General features: G+C 36.4%; 22 protein-coding genes. 9 read left to right on the top strand and 13 right to left on the bottom strand.

Annotated elements, in window-relative coordinates; translation table 11 throughout:
• The first annotated feature begins 191 nt into the window (after positions 1-191).
• Together ABWH96_RS16580 and ABWH96_RS16575 are read left to right on the top strand one after the other, a co-directional pair.
• The gene (locus ABWH96_RS16580) at positions 192-1,193 is read left to right on the top strand and encodes an NAD(P)/FAD-dependent oxidoreductase (protein WP_375578624.1); all 1,002 of its coding nucleotides are present in this window, start codon (positions 192-194) and stop codon (positions 1,191-1,193) included.
• A 49-nt stretch (positions 1,194-1,242) separates the two neighbouring features.
• The gene (locus ABWH96_RS16575; protein WP_375578623.1) at positions 1,243-1,569 is read left to right on the top strand and encodes a 2Fe-2S iron-sulfur cluster-binding protein; all 327 of its coding nucleotides are present in this window, start codon (positions 1,243-1,245) and stop codon (positions 1,567-1,569) included.
• Positions 1,570-1,850: 281 nt separating this feature from the next.
• On the opposite strand, the gene ABWH96_RS16570 is transcribed toward ABWH96_RS16575, so the two are convergent.
• Positions 1,851-3,938 carry a thiamine pyrophosphate-dependent enzyme gene (locus ABWH96_RS16570; RefSeq protein WP_375578622.1) on the bottom strand — a complete coding sequence of 696 codons (2,088 nt, stop codon included), beginning with the start codon at positions 3,936-3,938 and terminating at the stop codon, positions 1,851-1,853.
• A gap of 377 nt (positions 3,939-4,315) precedes the next feature.
• Here ABWH96_RS16570 and ABWH96_RS16565 point away from each other — a divergent pair, with 377 nt between their 5' ends.
• Positions 4,316-5,455, top strand: coding sequence for a hypothetical protein (locus ABWH96_RS16565; protein ID WP_375578621.1), 1,140 nt, complete (start codon positions 4,316-4,318; stop codon positions 5,453-5,455).
• Positions 5,456-5,679: 224 nt separating this feature from the next.
• Positions 5,680-7,017, top strand: coding sequence for a PhoH family protein (locus tag ABWH96_RS16560; protein WP_375578620.1), 1,338 nt, complete (start codon positions 5,680-5,682; stop codon positions 7,015-7,017).
• Positions 7,018-7,062: 45 nt separating this feature from the next.
• Here the strand turns inward: ABWH96_RS16560 and ABWH96_RS16555 are convergent, their stop codons facing one another.
• The 12 genes from ABWH96_RS16555 to ABWH96_RS16500 all read right to left on the bottom strand — a co-directional run bounded on the left by ABWH96_RS16555 (position 7,063) and on the right by ABWH96_RS16500 (position 19,480).
• Entirely contained in the window at positions 7,063-7,422 is a 360-nt protein-coding gene (locus ABWH96_RS16555; protein ID WP_375578619.1) for a hypothetical protein, read from the bottom strand.
• Positions 7,423-7,546: 124 nt separating this feature from the next.
• Entirely contained in the window at positions 7,547-8,986 is a 1,440-nt protein-coding gene (locus ABWH96_RS16550) for a SusD/RagB family nutrient-binding outer membrane lipoprotein (RefSeq protein WP_375578618.1), read from the bottom strand.
• 21 nt (positions 8,987-9,007) lie between these two features.
• Positions 9,008-12,217, bottom strand: coding sequence for a SusC/RagA family TonB-linked outer membrane protein (locus ABWH96_RS16545; protein WP_375578617.1), 3,210 nt, complete (start codon positions 12,215-12,217; stop codon positions 9,008-9,010).
• 23 nt (positions 12,218-12,240) lie between these two features.
• Positions 12,241-13,173 carry a radical SAM protein gene (locus tag ABWH96_RS16540; protein WP_375578616.1) on the bottom strand — a complete coding sequence of 311 codons (933 nt, stop codon included), beginning with the start codon at positions 13,171-13,173 and terminating at the stop codon, positions 12,241-12,243.
• Positions 13,174-13,177: 4 nt separating this feature from the next.
• Complete coding sequence (locus ABWH96_RS16535) at positions 13,178-13,399, bottom strand: hypothetical protein (RefSeq protein WP_375578615.1); 222 nt, start codon at positions 13,397-13,399, stop codon at positions 13,178-13,180.
• Positions 13,400-13,407: 8 nt separating this feature from the next.
• Positions 13,408-14,169, bottom strand: a complete 762-nt coding sequence (locus tag ABWH96_RS16530) for a phosphotransferase (RefSeq protein WP_375578614.1) — start codon at positions 14,167-14,169, stop codon at positions 13,408-13,410.
• 5 nt (positions 14,170-14,174) lie between these two features.
• Positions 14,175-15,101, bottom strand: coding sequence for a nucleoside hydrolase (locus ABWH96_RS16525; RefSeq protein WP_375578613.1), 927 nt, complete (start codon positions 15,099-15,101; stop codon positions 14,175-14,177).
• A gap of 11 nt (positions 15,102-15,112) precedes the next feature.
• Positions 15,113-15,859: an ABC transporter ATP-binding protein gene (locus ABWH96_RS16520; RefSeq protein ID WP_375578612.1), complete on the bottom strand. Its 747-nt coding sequence runs from the start codon at positions 15,857-15,859 to the stop codon at positions 15,113-15,115.
• Positions 15,859-16,632, bottom strand: coding sequence for an ABC transporter permease (locus tag ABWH96_RS16515; RefSeq protein WP_375578611.1), 774 nt, complete (start codon positions 16,630-16,632; stop codon positions 15,859-15,861). The genes ABWH96_RS16520 and ABWH96_RS16515 overlap by 1 nt, the downstream gene beginning before the upstream one ends.
• The gene (locus ABWH96_RS16510; RefSeq protein ID WP_375578610.1) at positions 16,622-17,476 is read right to left on the bottom strand and encodes an ABC transporter permease; all 855 of its coding nucleotides are present in this window, start codon (positions 17,474-17,476) and stop codon (positions 16,622-16,624) included. The genes ABWH96_RS16515 and ABWH96_RS16510 overlap by 11 nt, the downstream gene beginning before the upstream one ends.
• Entirely contained in the window at positions 17,466-18,680 is a 1,215-nt protein-coding gene (locus ABWH96_RS16505) for an ABC transporter substrate-binding protein (protein WP_375578609.1), read from the bottom strand. Before ABWH96_RS16505 ends, ABWH96_RS16510 begins: the two co-directional genes overlap by 11 nt.
• Before the next feature lie 101 nt (positions 18,681-18,781).
• Complete coding sequence (locus ABWH96_RS16500; RefSeq protein WP_375578608.1) at positions 18,782-19,480, bottom strand: DUF2064 domain-containing protein; 699 nt, start codon at positions 19,478-19,480, stop codon at positions 18,782-18,784.
• A gap of 425 nt (positions 19,481-19,905) precedes the next feature.
• On the opposite strand from ABWH96_RS16500, the gene ABWH96_RS16495 reads away from it, so the two are divergent.
• The 5 genes from ABWH96_RS16495 to ABWH96_RS16475 all read left to right on the top strand — a co-directional run bounded on the left by ABWH96_RS16495 (position 19,906) and on the right by ABWH96_RS16475 (position 23,139).
• The gene (locus ABWH96_RS16495) at positions 19,906-20,643 is read left to right on the top strand and encodes a fatty acid desaturase family protein (protein WP_375578607.1); all 738 of its coding nucleotides are present in this window, start codon (positions 19,906-19,908) and stop codon (positions 20,641-20,643) included.
• Positions 20,535-20,987, top strand: coding sequence for a fatty acid desaturase (locus ABWH96_RS16490; protein WP_375581495.1), 453 nt, complete (start codon positions 20,535-20,537; stop codon positions 20,985-20,987). The genes ABWH96_RS16495 and ABWH96_RS16490 overlap by 109 nt, the downstream gene beginning before the upstream one ends.
• Before the next feature lie 100 nt (positions 20,988-21,087).
• Positions 21,088-22,005, top strand: coding sequence for a hypothetical protein (locus ABWH96_RS16485; RefSeq protein ID WP_375578606.1), 918 nt, complete (start codon positions 21,088-21,090; stop codon positions 22,003-22,005).
• Positions 22,002-22,679: an ATP-binding cassette domain-containing protein gene (locus ABWH96_RS16480; protein ID WP_375578605.1), complete on the top strand. Its 678-nt coding sequence runs from the start codon at positions 22,002-22,004 to the stop codon at positions 22,677-22,679. Before ABWH96_RS16485 ends, ABWH96_RS16480 begins: the two co-directional genes overlap by 4 nt.
• Positions 22,680-22,764: 85 nt before the next feature.
• Complete coding sequence (locus tag ABWH96_RS16475; RefSeq protein WP_375578604.1) at positions 22,765-23,139, top strand: carboxypeptidase regulatory-like domain-containing protein; 375 nt, start codon at positions 22,765-22,767, stop codon at positions 23,137-23,139.
• The last annotated feature ends 68 nt before the right edge of the window (positions 23,140-23,207 follow it).

Raw genomic sequence — 23,207 nt, 5'->3', positions numbered from 1 at the left:
ATTTATCCTTAGTTGGTATAATAGTTTAATTCTACTCAATATCATTGATTCAGTTACTATCTTCTGTAAAGAAATTGTGCAGTTTTTAGAGTAAGAAAAACATATTTTTCAATATAGTTAGTAAAACAACTATTTTTATACGAACTTTGTCAGCGAATTGAAGTTATACTTATAATAACTTAGTAAAAACAATGATACAAACTGACATTTGCATTATCGGAGCAGGCCCAGTAGGTCTATTTGCAGTATTTGAAGCGGGATTATTGAAGTTACGTTGCCATTTGGTAGATGCCCTTCCTCAAGTGGGCGGACAGCTCTCTGAGATTTATCCGCAAAAGCCTATCTATGATATTCCCGGTTTTCCAGAAGTGAAAGCACAGGAATTAGTAGATAATTTGATGGATCAAATCAAACCTTTTAATCCTACTTTTACTTTAGGGGAAAGATTGGATAAGGTAGAAAAAACAGCCACAGGTTTTGAATTAAGAACTTCTGACGGTACTGAAATAGATTGTAAAGTGGTTGTCATTGCAGGTGGATTAGGTTGTTTCGAACCGCGTAAACCGCCTTTGAAAGAAATTGCTGATTTTGAAGGCAAGGGTGTTTCTTATATGGTGAAAGATCCGGAGCAATTCAGGGATAAAAATGTGATCTTAGCGGGTGGGGGAGACTCCGCTTTGGATTGGACTATTGAACTTTCTAAAATTGCTAAGAAAATCACTTTAGTTCACAGAAATGAAACTTTCCGTGGAGCACCTGATTCAGCAGATAAAGTTTTTGAATTAGCGAAAGAAGGAAAGATCAATCTTTTATTGAAAAGTAATTTGGCTTCACTTTCCGGAAACGGTAAATTGAATTCTGTTAAAGTTACAGGCGCGGACAAATCCGAAATGGAATTAGAGGCTGATTATTTAGTGCCTTTATTCGGCTTAAGCCCTAAGTTAGGCCCTATTGCAGATTGGGGATTAAGCATCCATAAAAATCAGATTGAGGTAAATACTGAGGATTATTCTACTAATGTGCCAGGTATTTATGCTATTGGAGATATTAATACTTACAAAGGCAAATTGAAATTAATTTTATGCGGTTTTCATGAGGCGGCTTTAATGGCGCAATCTGCTTTCAAGCATATTTATCCGGATAAGCACTTAAGTTTCAAATATACTACTGTAAACGGTATCGAATCTTTCTAATTAATTTATATTTGTGGCTTGTTAATTTAGAATCCGCAAGCGTTAAATTATGAGTGATATTAAAATTAAAGTGCAAGATTATTCTGGCGATGTGCAAGAATTAGAAGCTCCAACCGATATGGGCTTAAGCCTAATGGAGTTTCTGAAAGCCAATGAATATCCAATCCTAGCTACCTGTGGGGGAATGGCACTATGCGCCACTTGCCATGTGAAAGTGGAGGAAGGATTTGATGATTTAGATGAGCCGGGCGATCAAGAAATGGATCAATTGGATATTTTGCCCAATGCTGAACATAATAGTCGTTTAGCTTGTCAACTCAGACTACATCCAGATATGGATGGCATCAAGGTTCGATTGGCTGCAGATGAAGAATAAATAAGTTTAAATTTCTTTTACAAAGAGCACTTGCAGTTTTGTGAGTGCTTTTTTTTTGTATAACAGTAGCAAGTTATAGGTTATAAGTTTTAAGTACAGGGTACAGAGATAGCTGATGCAATCATTTAAATCCAATACCTTGCTTGCCACTTCGAGCTTCCAACTTTCACTCCCACGCTCCAATGTCCGACCTTCGGTACTGACATTTCTTGCCGCACACCCATTATCCAACTCCAAACAATATTCCGAGCGTCTTCCTCGCCAGCTGGCGGGGAAGGGGGCTAATACCCCAACAAATCCCCAATTTGCTTCTCTACTTTATCAGCGTTTGGCAACATGGCTTTTTCCCATTCTACATTTAAGCCTATTGCTGGCAAATTCAATGCCCCGTAAGATTTAACAGGCGCATCCAAATATTCGAAGCAGTGCTGGTTTAACCTTCCAGCTAATGATTCAGCAAAGGAATTCATTAATGGCTCTTCAGTTAAAACTAAGGCTCTTCCATGTTTTTCTACACTGCTTTTTACTGTTTCCCAATCTAATGGATTCAAAGTTCTCAAGTCAACAATTTCAACTTGACCTTTATATTTTTTAGAAGCAGCTTTTGCCCAATAGATTCCCATTCCATAAGTGATAATGGTCATACTTTCTCCATTGTCTATCATTTCCTGTTCAGCTTCTTGCTCTATTCTGGCTTTACCTAATGGAATAATGTATTCATCATCCGGCTCATGGTTTTTTGCCCCATCTGTCCCAGGAACTTTCGACCAATATAGGCCTTTGTGCTCCAACATAATCACTGGATTCGGATCATGAAAAGCTGCTTTCATCAAACCTTTCATGTCTGCGGCATTCGATGGATATACTACTTTAATTCCTCTTATGGTTAATAATGTAGATTCTACAGAACCTGAATGATATGGACCACCGCCACCATAGGCTCCAATAGGAACTCTAATTAGTGATTGAATTGGGAATTTTCCGTATGATAAATAGCAGGATTTTGAAAGTTCTTCTACCAGCTGATTCATGCCCGGCCATATATAATCAGCAAATTGAATTTCCACAATTGGTTTTGCCCCAACCACAGACATACCTGCTGTACTTCCAATGATGTAAGCTTCTTGAATAGGAGTATTAAATACTCGCCCATCACCGTATTTCTTGGCTAAATTGGCGGCTTCACGGAATACACCTCCTAAAGTTCCCCCAACATCTTGTCCGTAGAAAAGGGCTTCAGGATTATTTTTTAAAATATCATCCACAGCATGTAAGGCGGCATCTACCATCACTGATTTTTCAGCTCCCTTTGGTTTGCGTTGTCCTTGTTCCTCAGTTATGGGCGTTTCTGCAAATTCATGCAATTCCACTTCACTGGCATCCACATCATCTGCGTCCAAGGCTTTTTGATAAGCTTCGTTGGCTGTTTTTATAGCTTCTTTTTCCAGTGTTTTCAATTCCTCCTCTGAGAAATCATTTTGCAATAGGTATTTATGAAATTTAGGAATAGGATCGCCCATTGAATGCAATTCCAAATCTTCTTCCCCTCTATACCATTCTTTTCTAACTCCAGAAGTATGATGTCCTAAAAGTGGGCAATTGGCATGCAATAAAACTGGTCCTTTTCGGTTTCTGACATGCTTGATGGCTTCCCCTATTTTATTGTAAGAATCTTCAAAATCGGTTCCATTAGCCTGCATTCTTTTCAAGCCTTTAAAGCCAGCTGCATATTCATAAGCGTCCATGGCACGCATTTCTTTACCTGTTGCTGAAATACCCCAGTCGTTATCTTGAACCAAATAGATAATAGGTAAATTCTTTAAGACTGCCATTTGAAATGCTTCTGCAACTTCACCTTCTGTAACAGAACCATCTCCTAGTGAACAAACCACTACTGGTTTTTCACTTTCACTTCCCAATCCATGTTCTTCCTTGAATTTTAAACCATGCGCCATTCCAGTTGCAGGAATAACTTGCATACCAGTAGCAGAACTTTGGTGTGGAATTGTTGGCATACCTTCTCTTTTCAAAGAAGGGTGATTATAATAGGAGCGACCTCCAGAAAATGGATCATCCTTTTTGGCCATTAGTTGAAGCATTAATTCATAGGGCTCCATTCCAATGCCCAACAAAATACTTTCATCTCTATAGTAAGGTGCAAGATAATCTATTGGTTTTAATTGCATAGAAGCGGCCAACTGAATAGCTTCATGTCCGCGAGAAGTACTATGCACATATTTTGAGGCTATGGCTTTATTTTCATCGTAAATTTCAGCCATTCGCTTGGCAGTATGCATTAAGCGATACGCCTTTTCTAAAATTTCGTTTGATATAGTGGTTTTATTTTTCTTAGCCGTCTTGACACTCATGCTCTAATTTCTTTTTCGTTTCCTGAATTCAAAAATAAGGAATTCTTTGTTTTTCCTACCGATTGTTAGGTAGTTATTTTGATATACGGTTTGAACTTCCATTTGGGTACTGTTTTTCTTCCTTATTTCAACTTTAGAACTGCTTTATTGGTTTTTAAAATCAATTCTACTATTTTCAAATCGTGTTTGTGTTTGTATGCATTTCAAAAAGTGAGTGCATTTTATGGGTGTATGGATATTGAGCTTTTCTTTATTACTAATTAGAAAAATCAAATCCATTTTTAAATTTCGGACTAAAACCGAGCTGAAATTTCTTTGCCTTTACCATAATAGGTAGAAGCACAGGCGCATTATGTTTAACTATCAACAAACAAATTATGCGTTATTATTTACTATTAAGTTTTCTGATTTTACCATTTTTTAACCTCCATTCCCAAGTCAAAAAATTAGTCCGCCACAAGGTACAGTTGGGTATCAGTTCTGGTGCGGATAATTCGCAGCATAGTCATTATATACTATCCAATTTGTCCCTGCATTTGCTGTCAGGCTACACTGGTGCAATTCAAGGTTTTCAAATTAGTGGAATTAGTAATCGAACCTTTCATTATACTAATGGATTACAATTATCAGCTTTTTCAAATGTGACAGGAAATTTACATTTCAGACCTGAAAAATCAGTGGATTTTGAATTTCAGGGTGTTCAAATCGGAGCAATAGTGAACAAAGTAGAAGGTGATGGGAAGGGATTGCAGATCGGAACTTATAATAGGGTAAGTAAAACTTTTCAAGGGATGCAATTTGGATTATTTAATGCTATAGAACGTGGTGCTTTGGGTTTACAAATAGGGGGGATTTTTAATTATGCCCCCAAAAGGAATTCAATGGCTCAATTGGGATTGTTTAATTATTCTTTTGATGCTGGTTTGATGTATGAAAAAGGCTTTTTCTTTATGCGTGACCACTTTCAATTAGGCTTAATGAATATCACCAATCAAAATCATGGTTGGCAAATAGGATTAATTAATTTAAGTAAAGACAATCAAGGAATACCTGTAGGCTTGATAAATACCAATACCAGTCATGGAGAAGGGAATTTGGCAGCTAATGAGATAATGAATACTTATTTAACTATTTCCAATGGCAGTAAGCATTTGCTCAATCGCTTAATTGTGGGTTATAATTATAGTTGGAATAAAAACATCAATTGGACTGCAGGATATGGTTTGGAGCTGAAGTATTACAAAAACAATAATTACAATTCTGTTTCCTTGTCCCACGATTTATTATATCTGATGCAAAGAAATGAAAAATGGACAGAAGGTTTGCCAACTAGCAGGATTTCCCTGAATTTCAGCTATGATATCTTTAAAAAATATTTTCCGCCTTTGTTGGCAGGTGTTTCATATAATATTGGATACTTCTCCAATGAAGAAGCGCAATTGGATTTGCCTTTAATAATGAAAGCCACAGAAAACAGAACCCATTGGATTGGCTTTGATTTTGGGTTTAAATTATAGTATTCACGTTTAATAAATATTATTCAGGTATTTATTGCGTTACGTATTTTACGGAATATTTCAGGTCTCTCATATTTATACATTACCAAATCTTTAATTTCATTTTTATAGCTAATTGATTATCTGTTACTTATATATTTTTTAAGTATTTACCAGCTGATTTTTAGTTTACAATCCCGATAATTTTTTAAATTGATTCTAAAATCATATCAACTTTAACATATATGGCGAAGGCTAAGAAAGAAAAGAAAGTATTTGTACTCGACACTTCAGTTATTATTTATTCCCACGATTCCATTATGAACTTTGCAGAGCATGATGTGGCTATTCCCATCACGGTTTTAGAAGAATTGGACCAGTTCAAAAAAGGGAATGACACCAAGAATTTTGAAGCTCGCGAATTCATCAGAATGATTGATAAACTGGCTGATGGCCGCTCATTAAGCGAATGGATTCCACTTAACGGCAAAACTAAAGGTGTATTCAAGGTATTGATGCCGAGTCCTAAATCAATTGATACGGATCATATTTTTCTGGAAGATATTCCCGATCATAAAATTTTAGGCAGTGCAGTCCAACTTCAGAAAGAGTTGAAAGATAAAACTGTCATTTTAGTCACTAAGGATATTAACTTAAGGCTAAAAGCCAAGAGCTGTGGCTTGCGTTCAGAAGATTATCAAACTGGCAAGGTAAAGAATGTCAGTGATTTACATTCTGGTAAACAAAAGTTAGAAACTGTCACTACAGAAACTATCAATAAACTTTATGATACTTATCATTGCGATGTAGCGGATATCATGGGCAAGAAGAAGCCAATGAACAATACCTTTTATATACTGAAAAGCAATAAAAACTCAGCTTTAGGTTTTTACAATGCTATTACGAATCAAATTGATAAAGTAGAGAAAAAATCTGCTTATGGGATTATGCCCAAAAATGCAGAACAAGCTTTTGCTATTCATGCTTTGCTAAATCCTGAAATAAAATTGATGACTTTGCAAGGAGTAGCTGGAACAGGGAAGACCTTAATCGCATTGGCATCGGCTCTGGAGCAGCGTAAAGATTTTAAACAGATATTTTTAGCTAGACCCATAGTACCATTATCCAATAAAGATATTGGCTATCTCCCTGGGGATATAAAATCCAAATTGAATCCTTACATGGAACCGTTGTGGGATAATTTGAAGTACATTCAACATCAGTTCCAGGAGCACGAACGAGAGTTTTTGAATATTACGGATATGGTCAATAAAGAAAAATTGACCATTCAACCTTTGGCTTATATAAGAGGGAGAAGTTTATCCAATATATATTTCATAGTAGATGAAGCCCAAAACCTAACGCCTCATGAGGTGAAAACCATTATAACAAGGGCAGGGGAGAACACCAAAATTGTTTTCACAGGTGATGTCAATCAAATTGATACGCCATATCTCGATTCACAATCCAACGGACTAAGCTATCTGATAGATAGGGTAAAAGGCCATGAATTATATGCACATGTGACCCTTGAAAAAGGAGAAAGATCTGAATTGGCGAATCTGGCGAATGATGTGTTGTAATCAATGTGAATTAGAATAAATAGGCAGGATTAAACATTATCCTGCTTATTTAATATTCATAAATTCCAATTTCTCTCGAATCAAATTCTTCAGTGAATCCAAATCCTGCTGATCCAGCGTTTCGGCTGTTATCCAGTTTTTGGTGTTTTCTCCCTCTTTTAAAAATATAGCAGGCAGTTTTTCCTGAATTCCGTACTGTTCCAGCCATTCATCTTTATGAAGGAAGGCCAGTGGTACATCCAATGTTTCTTTGAATTCAGCCCATTCCTCCCTGATTTTGAAAGTGCCATAAGTGATAGCACACAGACTACAAGGGTAAGTTTTTGGTGAAAATATTTTGTGCATGATGTCCATATAACCATTCCATTTGCCTGAATTGGCATTATATACAAATATTAGTTCCATAAGAAATTATGAATTTTTTAATTACAAATTATGCTAGGATTTCAATAGGAGGAGACCTGTCAGGTTTTCAAAACTTGACAGGTCTTTCAAGCCAGTTATTAATTATTCAATTATTAATTGTTAATCAACCACCTTCCCACCATCCTTTGCTGTTGATAGTGTTTCCACCTATTCTTTGGGCAGCCTCTTCAAAGTTTTCCGCATTAGTGGCCTGCTCTGATTCAGGATATAAATATCTTACAGGATATCTTCCACCATTTAGATTATCAGGACCCGGCTGCAATTTAGGAATTCCAGTTCTCCTTACGTTAAACCAGGCCTCATGGCCATTATTTATAAGACTCAACCATTTCTGTGTCATGATTTTTACTAAATCTTCTTCAGAATTTCCAGTTAGTGTAATAGAAGGTCTACTGAAATAATCAGCAGGTAAAGCTGCTCCCCAATAATCAAAACAGGCTCGGATTCCTTCTTCGTAATAAGTTGTAGCATTTCCTGAGATAAAACCTTTAATAGAGGCCTCAGCTAAAGCAAACTGTAACTCTGCATATTGCATAAATTGTGCATCCACTCCATCCGGAACATCTCTGAAAATAGAGCCAAATAATGAAATATTACTTAAATTGATTCCTTTATCAGCAATGGTTTCTCTGCTTTGACCATTTAACAATCCCACATATTCAGGATTTCCATCCTGTACGCTTTGCTCAGAGGGTTTATACAATACCTCAACTCTAGGGTCATTCCATAAGCTTAAAACAGAATCGACAGTTTGAGTCATGCGATGCTCCTGATAAAGTCCCAATCCGGCTAAGGACATCGGCCATTGATTTGGGGCAGAAGAAAGATAAGGAACCACTGCATTATCAACATTGGATTGCATTAAATCTTCATTTGCCACGATGGACTGTAATGCTGAAAAGTCAGTAATTTTATTGCTCACTCTCAAATAATATCTAACCCTCAGGGAATTGGCAAATTTTATCCATTGGTCCAAATCATTATTGAACATCATATCGCCCTGGATGCTGAAGTTTGTAGATTTTAAAGTCTCTACTGAACTAGCTAAAACAGCCAGAATCCCTGTTTCGGTATCCATGTAAATGCTTTCTTGTGTATCATAAGCTGGGCTCAAATTTCCATCCAGTGCATTTATGGCTTCTGTATAGGGAACATCCCCGTACATATCCGTCAACTGTGAGAAAAGATAACTTCTCATGATATTTCCAACAGCAATGTAAGCTTCATTAGTGCCTTCTATTTCCTGCATGGAACGGATGTCAGAAAGCAAGCGGAAAATGGTGCTCCAATATTCACTATTTGACCCCATTTCGTAGCGGTCGATTCGTTCAAACTCCACACTAGCGGAGAACTGGGCTAAATAATTAGCTAATCTAAACCCTTGTTCATAAGTATTTCGGTCTGCTGAAACAGAAATGATATTCGATAGCAAGAATTGTGGCCCCACCGTTTCAGGAAGATTGGGATTTTCATTTATTTCATCAAAATTATCGGTGCAGGCTATCATCAATAAAGCCATAATTGCAATTCCTATATTTTTCATTATTCTCATGATTGAAAAGGATTAAAAATTTGTTTTGATACTGAATCCGAAGCTTCGGGTAGATGGATAAGACATATCTTCTACTCCGTATGTAATGCTTGTTTCCTGTAAAGCATTCAGTTCAGGGTCGAAATGTGGATTTTCGGTAAATAGCAATAAGTTACTTCCGATAAAACCGATTTTAATATTCTTAAAACCTATCCTTTCAGCAAAGGAACCATTAAGCGTGTAATAAAGGCTCAATTGCCTTAATTTGATGTAAGAGGCATCATATAAAGCGCTTGCTTCATTTCCTCTGTCATAGAAGTTATTGTAAAACTGGCTGGCTGGAACATTCACATCATTAGCAACATATTCAGGATTTTCATCTGTGCCAACATTCATCACGCCATCACCTACGATTCCGTTTTCTCTACCTTCTAAGGTTTCCTGTAAAACTCCAGATGTGCTACCGAGCGCCTTTGTTCTGGAAACTATAGTGCCTCCCTGGCGCCAGTCCCAAAGCATGGAAAGTACAAAATTCCGATAGCTAAGCTGATTATTCCATCCGAACATAAAGGCAGGATTGTAATTGCCCAATAATCTTAAGTTGCCATCCTGGACAGGTAAGCCATTTTCGTAAAGGGTTTCACCTTCGATTTCTACAAAACCACTGCCGTACATATCGCCTACACGTCCATTCTCTCTTGCGATATAAAAGACAGAATTGGAGCCTCCGGAGCCTCCAAATACATTGGCAACTCCTGTTACATATTGACTTACACCTTCTGGTAACTCAGTGACTATGCTGTTATAGGTGTTAAAATTTAAGGAGCTTGTCCATTTTAGATTTTCATTATTAATAATTCTACCACTTACTAAAACTTCCAGTCCCCGGGTTCTCACTTCTCCACCGTTTTCATTTTTATTTTGAAAGCCTGAGGCATTTGAAATAGGACGAGAAATAATTTGGTCGATACTCGTATTTTGATAGGTTGCGATATCAAATTGTAGTCGGTCATTGAATAAGCGAATTTCAGTCCCTGCTTCCAAAGCATTTAATCTTTCAGGCTTCAAATCAGGATTTTTCAATAGTGATTCATTGGTCACCCTGAATAAAGAGCCATAATTTTGATTGAAAACATAGGTTTGGCGGGTTTGATAAGGGTCTGTATCATTTCCTACACTAGCCGCACTTAATCTAACATTTGCAAAAGAAATGTTATCAGCCGTTTCCATTAATCCATCCAAAACGAAACTTAGGCCAGCTGAATAGTAAGCAAAATCATCAGGCAATGTGCTGCTCCAATCGTTTCGGGCTGTTAAGTCCAAATATACTTTTGACCGATAACTGATATTTCCTATGCCATAAATGCTGTTGATACGCTTGTTGAATTCCTGACTGTTTCCTACTAAAGGAGTTCTGGAATTAGCTAAAGAATAAATGCCCGGTAAAGCCAATTGTGAAGCTTGAGAATAAGCATAGGAAATTTGCTGGTCAAATCGATTTGCTCCTGCCGAGATGCTATATTTAAAGTCATTATTAATGCGGTCTCTGTAGGTCAATAATAGATCAGAATTCATTTCATTATAGACTACATTATCTTCTCTGTAACTTCCAAAAGGATTTCGATTTGTGCTGACTGCTCTTCTGAATTCCCTTTCGTCATTGTATCGGTCTATGCCACTTCTTAAGCTCAAACTGAGTTTGTCCGTGATATCATAATTCAAGGAGATGTTTCCCAGTAACCTGTTTTTATCAAAACTATTAGTGTTTTCAAATAAGGTCAAATAAGGATTGGTCAGCCATAAATAATTAAAATCATAGTGCTGCACCCCTTCCTGTCCAGCTTGCCAATAATCTTTCATGGAAGCGATGTTGAAATTTCTACCAGTCCAGTTGAAGCCGTACATTACATTTTCATAGCCATAGCCGAGATTTGGTCGGTTATCACTTCTTGAATTAATGTAGTTCACATAAGAGTTAATACTGATTCGATTATTGATTTGCTGGTCAAGGCTTAAAGATATTCCGTCTCTTTCTAATCCAGTATTAGGCAAAATACCTTCATTCCTTAAGTTACTGTAAGCTAACCTAATCTTACTTTTTTCGCTGGAAGAATGCACGGCAATATTTTGCTGAGATGTAATTCCCGTTTCAAAGAAATTCCTTACATTATCAGGACGGGAAACCCATGGAGTAGGGGTGATATCTGTAAAAGTGCCATCTGCTCTTCTTCTTGCAATCACATCTCCCGCTCTTACAGGATTGCCGTTGACATCTACTGAAGGAGAGTCAAATTGTGGAATCATTAGCCCTATATCCAATCGAGGGCCATAGCTGCTGATACCACCATCATTAATTCCTGCACCTATTCCATTTTGAAATGCATATTCGCCATTGGAACCACCCCCATATTCATTTTGATAGTCCGGTAAAGTCAAAAGCGTTTCAAAAGTGAGGAGACTGCTAGTACTTACTCCGAAGCCTTCTTTTCTTTCACCTCTTTTTGTAGTGATTAAAACCACTCCATTAGCTGCACGTGCTCCATAAAGTGCTGCTGAACCGGCTCCTTTCAAAATAGAGATGGAAGCAATATCATCTGGATTTATTTCAGCAGCGCCATTTCCATAATCAACCTCCTGCAAAGCTCCATCATTCACCAGGTCGCTGGTGATTTGGCGGTTGCTAATGGGTACACCATCTACTACGAAAAGTGGTTCATTTCTTCCGCTTAGGGAGTTTTCCCCTCTGATGATAATTCTGGAAGAAGAACCAACGCCTGATGAACCATTTGTGATTTGAACCCCAGCAACTTGCCCTGCCAGACTATTGACTACATTAGTCATTGGAACATCAGTTAGCGCACGACTATCTACTTCTGTTACAGCTGAGCCCAATGATTGTTTTTCCCGCTCAATTCCTAATGCAGTAACCACCACTTCATCAAGCTCTTCCAAATCTTCTGAAAGTGCGATTTTTTCGGGTAGTTGGCCATTTTGAACTTCCAGTGTGAAATCTTTGAAGCCTAAGGATTGTACACTAAGCGTAAAATTCTCAGATGGAGTTTTTAACTGAAAACTGCCATCTTTTAAGGTCACGGCAAATCTTTCCGTTCCTACTTCATTCACCACTGCCCCTGGAATGGCTTCTCCTTTGGGATCGAGTACGCGGGAAGTATAAGTATTGCTATTTTGAGCTAGCAAATTAAAGCTCATTAAATAGCATAAAATAAGTATAAGTTTCTTCATTTTTAGTTGAGTTGAAATTGATTTTATTTTGCTTTTTGGGTTTTGATATCATAATGCTTAGTGAAGAATTCGTCACACCACAGACATACATTTTTCAGTTCTTTGGCTCTTTTCCGTCCGTATTCTTCTCGAAAACCAATACTTTCTCCAATTGCGAAAATGTTGCCTTTGTTGAGTCTCTTCATCACTTCATGCTTGCTCATTCTTCCGACTATATCCGCAATCTTCTCCTTTCTAGCATCACCCATAGGTGCTACTGTTCCGGGGCAGCATGGATTGACTTTCCATAATTGAATAGATAATTCCTGTGTTACATCGGCTTCTTTGTTATCCATAAAGCCAATAGCTCCTGAATGAATAGCACAGAAGTTATGAGTGCCATCCTTTAGCCAGATATCTTCCTCCAAAGCTCTGCCTCTAGCCCAATTTCCTCCTAGCCACATGTCCTCTGTAGCTCCAAAAAAACCGTATGTCAGCTGCTTTTTCTTTTTCATCCGCTCGGCCCGTGAAAGCTCTGGTTGTCCGGCCTTCAGCACTATTCCTTGCGATTCAAATAATTCGGATAAGGCTTCTTTTCGTGCACCCTGCTTTTTATGATAGCGGTCTATGCTTGCAATGGAAAAATGATTAACACCTAATTCCATCAATTTTCGCAGTATTTCTTCATTCAATAAATCACCATTGAATTGTAAAGCCACATCCAGCTTGCCTTTATATTTTTCTTGCAGTCGCTGAAGAATGGCGTATAATTTCTGTTTTTCTGCCAGTGGTTCCCCACCGCTGAGAATTAGCTTTTGTAATCCATCTGGTAAATTGTCCACTATGGCCAGGCAATCTTCTTCGCTAATTCTTGTCCCTTGGGGACCTGAGCTATTGTAGCAATGCAGGCATTTGTCGTTGCATAATTGCGTAAAAGCCCAGTAGATTTGGTCGTACTGATTAAATTTATTCTCCATGATATCAATATTTAGTAAGCATCATTACGCCTCTTTCCACTAATGCTTTTCTTTCTTCCAGTGTTTGATTGATAGGAAGTTGGGCCAGTCCCAGAATTCTTCGCATCATTTCTACTGCCATGAATTTCATCATCAATATATCATCAAAAGGAGCTTTCTCTTTATAAAAATCCATGGCTTTCTGAATAAAGACATGCGGTTGCTGTGCCAGGTAGAGATGTGCCATACATACCCCTATTTCAAATTCCTTTGGCCAAAAAAGCAAAACTCAGGGTCTATGATTTTTAAGCCTGATGTAGTATTAAGCCAGCTTCCTGGGAAATAATCACCATGCAATAAGTGCTTGCCGTCTGCCAAATATATTTCTCCCAGTTCTTGAAGTGTTTGTTGCAATCCATCCTGCTTAATGATGTTTTGTTTTACTTCTTCCAGCCCCGGTAAAACATCGTCCAGGTTCATTCCATTATCCTTTTGAAAGGGAAATTTAAAGATATGCTCATGATTGAGTTTTCGCATTTCCTTATTCTGAATAATGTTAGTGCAATTATCTGTGGTGAAATTGCTATGCAAATCCGCTATGAAATGCATAATTTCCTTCAATTCCGTTTCTGCCAGCGTTTTTCCTTCTTGATAAAGGAAAGTGTAATCACTGCTTTCACCCAAGTCCTCCATTAGCATAATGTGGTTTTCTTTGTCCACCGCAGTTATTTTTGGAGTTCTGCTGTTCAAATCCACATGTCCTTTTATGGTTTCATAGAATTCTGCTTCTCTCAATACGCGTTCTTCTGGCGCTGGCACCTGAGGAAATTTTTCTACAAAATCCCGGCTTTGCTTGATAATGAAGGTTAGATTAGATGAAGTTTTGCACCTTAGCGTAAAGTTCATGTTCCCTTCCCCAGGTTTTTCAACACTTTCTACTTTCTCATTATCGGGGAGCCATTTTTTATCCACCAGGTAATTATTGATGGTTTCTAATTGTGAGTCAAGTTTCATCATAGGGTTTAGCTTTTTTTGGTTAAAGAATTCATAAGTTTTTTGTGATAATTGGGCACCACATCATGGCAATATTTCACTGGATAGGTTCCATCTTTATGACACAGCAAGTAGTTTTTGAAAACATTGCGTTCATTTTCTTTTATGGTATCATCCGGATGGATTTGTAGTTCAGCTTTTAAATCTTCGCTGATGATATCTTCGGGCGAAATTATATAGTGACTAGCCAGCACATCAAATGGATTAAAACCATCAGCACCTTGACTGAGCCATTGGTCTAACCATGGTTGAGAATGTTCGGCTAACCATTGATTGCCAGCTTCTCCATTATCCAGTGCTTTTAAATCTTCCCCTTTAACCCATACTTTGCTTGAAATTTCAAAGGGGCATAAAGTGACCGCTACGCCTGCCTCAAACATGATATTGAAAGCATGATTATCTAAATCGAAATTTAAGTCACGAGCGTGATTTCCTTGATTTCCTATTCTAAAGTAATCAGTTGGATTTCTTCTTCCTGCCACCAAAACCACTTCTTTGATTTGCTTGTTTAGCTCAGGATATTTCAGCAATAAAATACCCACATTGCTGGCAGGGCCAATTGCCAAAATGGTCAATTCATCTTTCTTCAAGGCTTCGGCAAGGGCTTCTACTGCTTCATTGCTTTCCACATTTTGGAGGTCAATGGCTGTGCCTGCTCCTTTATAAACAGGAATTTTATTTTTGGCAAATTCAGTGCTCATTTTTTGACAAAGCCTGTAAGCATCATCAATTTGAGTGTTGCCAAAAACCGCACTTATGCCTTTTATATCTATATTTTCTGCTTTAAAGAGCTGCAGCAAAGCATATCCATCATCCACATCACAATAGCCTTCCCTGATGTGTCTTTTCATGCCCACCGATAAGTCTGTATCTATCCAAATATTCTTAGTTTCCATATAGTTATGTGTTATAATGTTGGTGTTTTTTGCTCTTTTGTTATTAAATTTTCCCAAAAACCTATTTCATTTTGCACGCCCGTAGATGGGTCTGCAATAAATTCTTCTTTGTTTTGATAAACCTTCAGTTTCCCATTTTGCATAAATGCGATTTCATCTCCCATTAGAATTGCCTCTTTCAAATCATGCGTCACAAATAGTGAGGTGATATTAAATTTATGAGCTATGTCTTTAAAGAGTTGTTGCATTCTTTGGCGGGTGCCGGCATCGAGGCTACCGAAAGGCTCATCCAGCAATAGCAATGCTGGATTTATAATGATAGCTCTGCCAAAAGAAACCCGCTGCCTTTGACCGCCAGAAAGCTGATGAGGCATTTTCTCCCCTTGATTTCCCAGTTCCAAAAGCTCAAGCATTTCCTTTACCTTGCTTTGAATATGTTCTTCTTTTTGCTTTTTGATGCGAAGCCCGAATGCGATATTTTCGAATACATTCAAGTGCGGGAATAGCAAATCTTCCTGGTAGAGGTAAACTATACTTCGCTTTTCAGCTTGCAGTGAGCTGATGTCATTTCCATTCAGTATGATTTTCCCGCTATCGGCCTTTAAGAGCCCACCGATGATTTTCAGCATACTGGTTTTTCCGCAACCGGATTTGCCTAGAACACTCAGGGTTTTATGAGGAGCTAATGAAAAATTCAAATCTTTCACTATTTGCTCTTCGCCAAAACTTTTTTTGATATTTTGAATTTCTAAAAACATTAAGTCAGTTTATTAAATACATATTTTTTGTTGATATACATTAGCACCAAAGGCGGTAAAATCAGCAAACAACAACTTAAAGCACCATAGAAGTAATTCGACTCTCGAATGAATAAAAATACCTTTATGGTTAAGGTCTGCACTTTTCCAACTCCAATCACAGAAGTTAAGCCGTACTCAAACCATGAAATAAGGAAGGTTTGAAAGAAACAAACCAGCAACATTCCTTTAGCAAGAGGAAGTAAAACTTTTGTAAAACTATAGAATCTGTTGCCTCCTAAAGTGGATACTAAGGCTTCCATGTTTTTGGTTTTTTCTCCCCAAAAGCTATTGAAAAATATAAGAGCATAAGGGAAGCTTATCATGAATTGCGCAATGATTACGCCTGTCATTTGACCGAAGATCCCCATTTTCAAAAAGAAATAGCTCAAACATGCTCCGAAAACCACGGGTGAAATAATGTAAGGGAAATAGCTCAGTACCGTAAGCGTATTCTTTTTCGGATGGTAGGCGATGTTTCGACTAATCACAAAACCACTTAAGGTGGCTGTAAAGCCCACCGAAACTGAAATAATCACGGATTGAAAGAAGCTCCAAAGTAGTCCAGTTTCTGAAACCAGTAGTGCTTTCCAGTTTTTCAATCCGAAATATTCAGGCAATACATTCGGATATGACCAATCTGCAGACAAGGATAACCATAACAAATAAATGAATGGAAAGAGAATCAGCAATACCATTGCCGACAGAAAGAAAGGTCTCAGGCTAATAGGCATTGTTTTTTAATTTTTTGCGTGAAAAAATAAAAAGGGTTACTAGCATAATCATGACCGTATAAACTACAGCCATCACATAGCCCTCCGAAATTTTACTCAAATCAAACTGCTTCAATTCCCTTAGAATCAATACCGACAGCATTTGAGGAGATTCCTGACCTAAAATTAAAGGCACTTCATAGGCTCCTAGTAGAAAGATGAAGTAAAGCACAATCAACACCCATGATTTTTTTAACATAATCGGTAAGCTCACCCGAATAGCTATTTGCTTTTTGTTTGCGCCTAATGCCTTCGATAACTGGCTGAGCTCTTCAATTCTCTCATCCTTATAAATATTGAGATAGAGCAATATGAAAAATGGCGTTAAAAGGCTAATGAAAGTAATGATGATGCCGATTGCTAAATTATCATTTACCAAATCAGGAAATTGCTGGGCGGAATCAATCCAGCCAAATGTATGGCTGATTCTCGAAAAGAAACCTGATTGGGCAAAAAGTTGATAAGTAAAAAAGGCAGAGACAATTCCAGGAACTGCAAGTGGCATATATATAATGAAAGAAAGATATTTATTATTGAAACTCTCTTTGAAATTCAACACTACCCACAAGGCCAGGCCAACAGAAAGAATTACCCCTATGGCAGCAATGGTGCCGCTATACAAAAAGGATGTCCCCAGGGTGTGTGATGTAAAAACATCTTTCCAGAAAGCTAAAGTGAAGCCTTCATTTACTACCCCTATGATGCCGAAAGAATACAGTAAAGCATATCCAAATGCAAGCGTAAACGGTAGTACCGCAAACACTACAAAAAGAAAAAAGCCGATATGTTTCCCCTTATTTTTCAATGACGTATGTTCTAAAATCTTCGTAAATATTGAGCATATATTCAGGCGCAGGCTCTCTTATTGCATTTTCCGAAAGTTCTTCCAATGAAGGGCCGTATTGTCTGGCCGTTATTTCTTGAAACTGCTTTTTATAATCTTCAGGAAGCTTTGAAATATCCAAAACCGTGTTCGCATTCATCCCAGATGGGGCAGCTTTTTTCAATTGTGCTTCCGGTGAAATCAGGAAGTTGATGACTTGCATAGCCCCGGCTTTGTTTTGCGAATTGTAAGTGATGCCTAGATAATTGGAATTCAGTATGGTACCATTTTCCCATGCATAGCCTTTCGTGCTTTTTGGAAATAAGCCCTGCAGCACTTTATCTTCAATTCCGCCTTCACTAAAGCCGTAGGAAAGCAGAATTTCACCGCTGGAAAACATTTGGTCCATTTTGCTATGCTCCTTAGGGAAAGTTCTTCCTTCTTTCCAGAAATATTTTTTATTTTGATTGATGTAATCCCATAATTGAGCCGAAAGTGAATCGTACTTTTCCTGATTAAATGCACCATCCAGTCCATCGGGGCTACCGCTTAATTCAGCCATAAAGCATTTTAATAAAGTCATTCCCGAAAAATCATTGGAAATAGTGAAGGTGCCGGGATTTGTTTTAATGAATTGCTCAAGTTGCGCCAGACTTTTGGGTGGATTTTGAGTTTTTGCACTATCATAAACCAATGCAAACTGACTAATTCCCCAAGGACATTCCATTCCATTAGTTTCTTGCTGAAAATCTATACTGATATAGGGGTCATTAAAATCGATGAATTCTGCATTGGGAAGTTTTTCAGTAAAAGGCCCCCAAAGCCCCTCAATTTTTCTCAACTGAAAAAAGGTTTCGCCATTTATCCAGACTATATCAACCTGTCCTTCTTCCGAACCTGCTTGCTTTTCTCCCATGAGCAACTGCACAATTTCAGGGCCTTGTCCGCTACTGACATTAAGCTTGATATTATATTTTTCCTGTAGGGTAGGGGCTACATAATTATTAATATAATCATTGATGACAGGGCTGCCTTGCCACATCATAAAATTGACGTTAGTGCCATTTGCTTCTTGTTCTATTTCCTGCCAGGAGGCTTCTTTCCAGTTTTTAGATTTTTCCTGACTATCACAAGCAATAAAAAACAAGCCAGCAGCTAACAGCAAAAAGGATAAATATTTTTGCATAATAATTTTGTAAAAATTTAATATGTTGAATGAGTGATATAAAAAGTATTCCAACAGATTGAAGTACATGCTTCAGTTTCAGGAATGCTCTTAATAAGGATTTAGGATGCTTTTAAGAAAGGGGGTGCTCTTAGCGGAGAGTCTTTGAAAATGTGAAAATCGTGATGGGTTGTTTTGGATTCTACTGGTGATTGAATCCTGGAAATTAAAAGTCGGGAAATTAATTTAAAGAAATGGTCTTCTGAAGTGCGAGCAAAAGAAATGATTTGAATATCATGAAGGGAGTTGAGATCCCTGAATTGCGTTAACTCGGTTAATTTAGAAGTGCTAGAGCAAAATTCTTTAAGGCCACTATAAAGTGTGTTTTTTTGCCAGCTGAGGTTTTCAAATTTTGTTTTATCAAATTCAGTTTTTTGAATTCCTATTAAGTAAGCTCCACCTCTGATGTCTGGACCTAAAACTGATTTACCTGATGATAATGCTTGAGTTATTTCTTCCCAATTAATGTTTTTTAGATCTGGACAGTCATTTCCCACTGAAATTACTTGCTCATATCCTAAATCAAATACTTCCTGGTAAGCATTGGCAATGCGTTCTCCGAATGAGTTTCCTATTTGTTTTTGTTCATCAAAATGAAAAACAGGAATTCCAGAAGCTTTTATTGCAGAACTAGCCCTCTCAATAAGAAGCTGTGCTAATTCTTGGTTTTTAGACTTTACCCTAAACCACGACTTCTGCCTTGCTTCATCAGCTTTGGTTCGGCTGAAAAATATGAGCGCTATGTTGTTTGGTTTTTTCAATCTGCAACAATGATAAATCTAAAGTTAGAAATGTATTGTCAAACTAACGACTTTTAAAGTAATTCCGGATTTCTGAATATTGAATTTTTTATAAACTTATAATAATTACAATTGTTTTGAATCTATTATAACATTAGATAGAGCTGAATAAAAATTATATTATTCCATTTTAAAATTAAAATTTTGAATGAATGTAAGAAGTTTAGATATTTATTCTATTGGGTGAAATTTTGAATTTAGTCGCAAAAGTTTCGTATTTGTTTAATAATTGTAGAGGATTCAAAAGAAAATACTTAACAAATCGATTTATTTTTCCACATTCATCGAATTATTCGCCAAATTTTATGAGTGCTTATTATTTACTTCTAAATTTATGAACGAAACAATTGATTTGCTCGTTAAACAAGTCAAGATTAAATTAAACTATGCAAGAAGTATCAGCAAAAACAAAAATCACAGACAACAACTTTTTCCCAACATTGAAAAAGAAAGTTGACGCCTATTTCAAACAAAACGATTTGAAAACATGGGGAAACAGCAAACTTTACACTAAAGCCACTATTTTATTGGCTTCCTTTGCTATCCTTTATTCTTTAATCGTATTTGTAAGTATGCCAATTTGGCTTTCTATAACATTGTGCGCAATTTTTGGATTGAATTTGGCGGCAATAGGATTTAATGTTATGCATGATGGAGCTCATGGTAGCTTCTCAAATAACAAGCATGTGAATTACATGATGGGACTAACCTTAAACCTAATGGGAGGGGTAGTTTTTATTTGGAAAAATAAACATAATAAAAATCATCACTCTTTTACTAATATTGAAGGAATGGATGATGATATTAATATTGGCCCTTTTATTAGGGTTTCTACTCACCAAAAGAGAAGGTGGTATCATAAATTTCAGCATGTTTATGCTTATCCTTTATATGCAACTTCTTATGCATTTTGGGTTTTCTTCCAAGACTTTAAAAAATATTTCACCAGAAAAGTAGCTAATACAGAATTAGCTAAAATGAGTGTGAAAGAACATATCATCTTTTGGGCTACTAAATTGGCCTACATCACTACTTTCTTTATTCTACCTATTTTAATGAAAGGCGTTTTAGCTACTATTTTAGGCTATTTGATAGTTTCAGTAGTGACAGGATCGAACCGATAGGTGTAGTATTTCAATTAGCGCATGTTGTTGAATCGACTGATTTTCATGATGCTCCCGTTGAAGGAGAGAAAATTATCCCGACAGAATGGGCAATTCACCAAATTAGAACTACAGCCAATTTTGGAACAAAAAGTAAAGTCTTAAACTGGTATACTGGTGGCTTGAACTTTCAAGTTGAACACCATTTATTTCCAAGAATAAGTCATGTTCACTACCCAGCTATTAATAAATTGGTTAAAGAAACTTGTGAGCAGTTCAATATTGCTTACAATGAATTCCCATCAATGATGGCAGCTATGGGATCTCATACAAGACATTTAAAACTGATTGGGCGCACAGCTTAATCATTAGGAATCACTAAATTGAAAGCAACAGATCGTAAGGTTTGTTGCTTTTTTTGTTTAGGTTTAACTTGAACGCTAACTACATAATTTTTAATCATAGGTGAAATTATACTTTCAAATACAGTGGAGTATCATTAATCGACATATGAAAGAAGCTGGATTGAATATCATTCTGGCTTGGATATTGGTTTCAATTAGTTTTGGTGGTCTATCGATGCTATTTTTCAACAAATATGAATATGCTGGTTATATTTATTTTGCAATACCTTTATTCCTTTCTATTAGAATTGCAGACTTTAAAAGAAATGAATTTTTAAGAATTTGTTATGGAGATCAAAAATTTCATTTAATCCGATTGCTAGAAAATTTAATGATTTCAGTCCCTTTTTTAATTGTTTTATTGATAAGTAAAGCCTTCTTGGTTTCAGGATTATTATTGATATTTAGTTCATTGCTGGCACTTTTACCATGGGATTCAAAATTTCGATTTATTCTACCTACACCCTTTAAAAAGAGACCTTTCGAATTTATTGTAGGATTTCGTAAAACATTTTTAGTTATAGTCTTAAATTATGCAATAGCAATTATTGCTGTCAAGGTAGATAATTTTAATCTAGGTCTATTTACTCTTATTGTAAGTTTCTTGATATCTTTCAGTTACTATTCCTTTATGGAAGATGAATTTTATGTTTGGACTCACAAAGATAACCCAAACCGATTCTTATGGGATAAAATAAAGGTTGCCTCTGTTTTTAATGCTATACTTTATTTGCCATTAATTATTTTACTATCACTTTTCTTCCCCTATAACATTTATCAAATTTTGATTTTATATGGTGTAGGGGTATTCTTCATGATGGCTGTTGTTTTTATTAAATACTCTGCCTTCCCTGAAAAAGTTGGATTAAAAGAAAGCATTGTTTTTTCTGTGACATTCTATTTTCCGCCATTAATCCTCATAACATTTCCCTATTTTTATTTTCAATCTATTAAAAGCCTAAGTAAAGTCTTAAAATGATAAAAATATATAATCTATCTAAATCATATGGTAATGCTAAGGTTCTGAATACAATCAATTTGCAATTAAATAGTGGGTATATCTATGGTTTTGTAGGTGAAAACGGGAGTGGTAAAACTACACTATTTAAATGCATAGCTGGATTAGAAGATTTTGAAGGTAGAATAGATTCAGATTATGAACCATTAAAAAATCATTTGGGACTGTTGTTGACAGAGCCATATTTTATGCCAAAGTTGACAGCAAGAGAATACATTATGATGATGTGTAATGCGAGAGGTGTAAGTTATAAGGATATTAATAAAAAGAACATCTTTGACCTTCCATTGGATCGATATGCTTCTCAATATTCAACTGGAATGAAAAAGAAATTGGCTTTGCTAGCAATCCTGTTGCAAAAAAATGACTTTTTTATTTTAGATGAGCCATTTAATGGGGTGGATATTCAAAGCAACATAATGATTTCGGAACTGATTAAAAGTCTTAAAGCTCTTGGAAAGACAATTCTGATTTCTTCTCATATCATTTCAAGTTTAACTGATATGTGTGATGAGATCTTTATGTTAAAAGATGGACAAATCAATCAAAGATTCGATAAAGAGGATTTTAATAAGCTTAGTTCAGAATTACAAAATGAAAACATTACTGATAAAATTAATTTATTAGGATTGTAATAGATAAAATCTGATACTACCTTATTTTAATGATTAATAACAATTTCATATAGATAAACGTAGAATCACCCAAACATTAATAACTATGAGAAAATTAACATTTGCATTGAGTTTATTAGTCGTGTCGGCTTTTATGTTCTTCCAATTTACTCCTAAATCCGAGGAAGACCAATTCCTGAAAACAAATTTAAGAATTGTGATTCAAGATGATTTAGGGAATATTCAAGAAGGGGCTGAAGTAACGCTTTATGGTAGCAATGATGACTACAGAAAGAGTGAAAATCCTGTTGCTGAAACCCAAGTAACAGATAAAAAAGGAAGAGTCACCTTTAAAGATTTAGAACCTAAAGTTTATCATGTTCATGCCGAAAAAGGTAAAATGAATAATAATAATTTAGGTGTTCAAACCGATACGCTTGAAGCTAAAAAATTAAATAAAGTAGCTATTGTAATTCAGTAGTTTATGAATACTAATCCTGTTGGACTTTATTTTTAATAAATCCGACAGGATTTTTTTGTTTTTCTAGA

Origin of the sequence: Marivirga tractuosa (genome assembly GCF_042140215.1) — a bacterium.
Classification (GTDB): Bacteria; Bacteroidota; Bacteroidia; order Cytophagales; family Cyclobacteriaceae; genus Marivirga; species Marivirga tractuosa_A.
The sequence above is the reverse complement of the archived record's forward strand: the minus strand, read 5'-3'. Positions and strand labels throughout refer to the sequence as shown.

Excerpts from the sequence above, each read along its gene's own strand:
- ABWH96_RS16580 (WP_375578624.1), top strand. The coding sequence starts at position 192 with ATGATACAAACTGACATTTGCATTATCGGAGCAGGCCCAGTAGGTCTA.
- ABWH96_RS16575 (WP_375578623.1), top strand. The coding sequence starts at position 1,243 with ATGAGTGATATTAAAATTAAAGTGCAAGATTATTCTGGCGATGTGCAA.
- ABWH96_RS16570 (WP_375578622.1), bottom strand. The coding sequence starts at position 3,938 with ATGAGTGTCAAGACGGCTAAGAAAAATAAAACCACTATATCAAACGAA.
- ABWH96_RS16565 (WP_375578621.1), top strand. The coding sequence starts at position 4,316 with ATGCGTTATTATTTACTATTAAGTTTTCTGATTTTACCATTTTTTAAC.
- ABWH96_RS16560 (WP_375578620.1), top strand. The coding sequence starts at position 5,680 with ATGGCGAAGGCTAAGAAAGAAAAGAAAGTATTTGTACTCGACACTTCA.
- ABWH96_RS16555 (WP_375578619.1), bottom strand. The coding sequence starts at position 7,422 with ATGGAACTAATATTTGTATATAATGCCAATTCAGGCAAATGGAATGGT.
- ABWH96_RS16550 (WP_375578618.1), bottom strand. The coding sequence starts at position 8,986 with ATGAAAAATATAGGAATTGCAATTATGGCTTTATTGATGATAGCCTGC.
- ABWH96_RS16545 (WP_375578617.1), bottom strand. The coding sequence starts at position 12,217 with ATGAAGAAACTTATACTTATTTTATGCTATTTAATGAGCTTTAATTTG.
- ABWH96_RS16540 (WP_375578616.1), bottom strand. The coding sequence starts at position 13,173 with ATGGAGAATAAATTTAATCAGTACGACCAAATCTACTGGGCTTTTACG.
- ABWH96_RS16535 (WP_375578615.1), bottom strand. The coding sequence starts at position 13,399 with ATGGCACATCTCTACCTGGCACAGCAACCGCATGTCTTTATTCAGAAA.
- ABWH96_RS16530 (WP_375578614.1), bottom strand. The coding sequence starts at position 14,169 with ATGATGAAACTTGACTCACAATTAGAAACCATCAATAATTACCTGGTG.
- ABWH96_RS16525 (WP_375578613.1), bottom strand. The coding sequence starts at position 15,101 with ATGGAAACTAAGAATATTTGGATAGATACAGACTTATCGGTGGGCATG.
- ABWH96_RS16520 (WP_375578612.1), bottom strand. The coding sequence starts at position 15,859 with ATGTTTTTAGAAATTCAAAATATCAAAAAAAGTTTTGGCGAAGAGCAA.
- ABWH96_RS16515 (WP_375578611.1), bottom strand. The coding sequence starts at position 16,632 with ATGCCTATTAGCCTGAGACCTTTCTTTCTGTCGGCAATGGTATTGCTG.
- ABWH96_RS16505 (WP_375578609.1), bottom strand. The coding sequence starts at position 18,680 with ATGCAAAAATATTTATCCTTTTTGCTGTTAGCTGCTGGCTTGTTTTTT.
- ABWH96_RS16495 (WP_375578607.1), top strand. The coding sequence starts at position 19,906 with ATGCAAGAAGTATCAGCAAAAACAAAAATCACAGACAACAACTTTTTC.
- ABWH96_RS16480 (WP_375578605.1), top strand. The coding sequence starts at position 22,002 with ATGATAAAAATATATAATCTATCTAAATCATATGGTAATGCTAAGGTT.
- ABWH96_RS16475 (WP_375578604.1), top strand. The coding sequence starts at position 22,765 with ATGAGAAAATTAACATTTGCATTGAGTTTATTAGTCGTGTCGGCTTTT.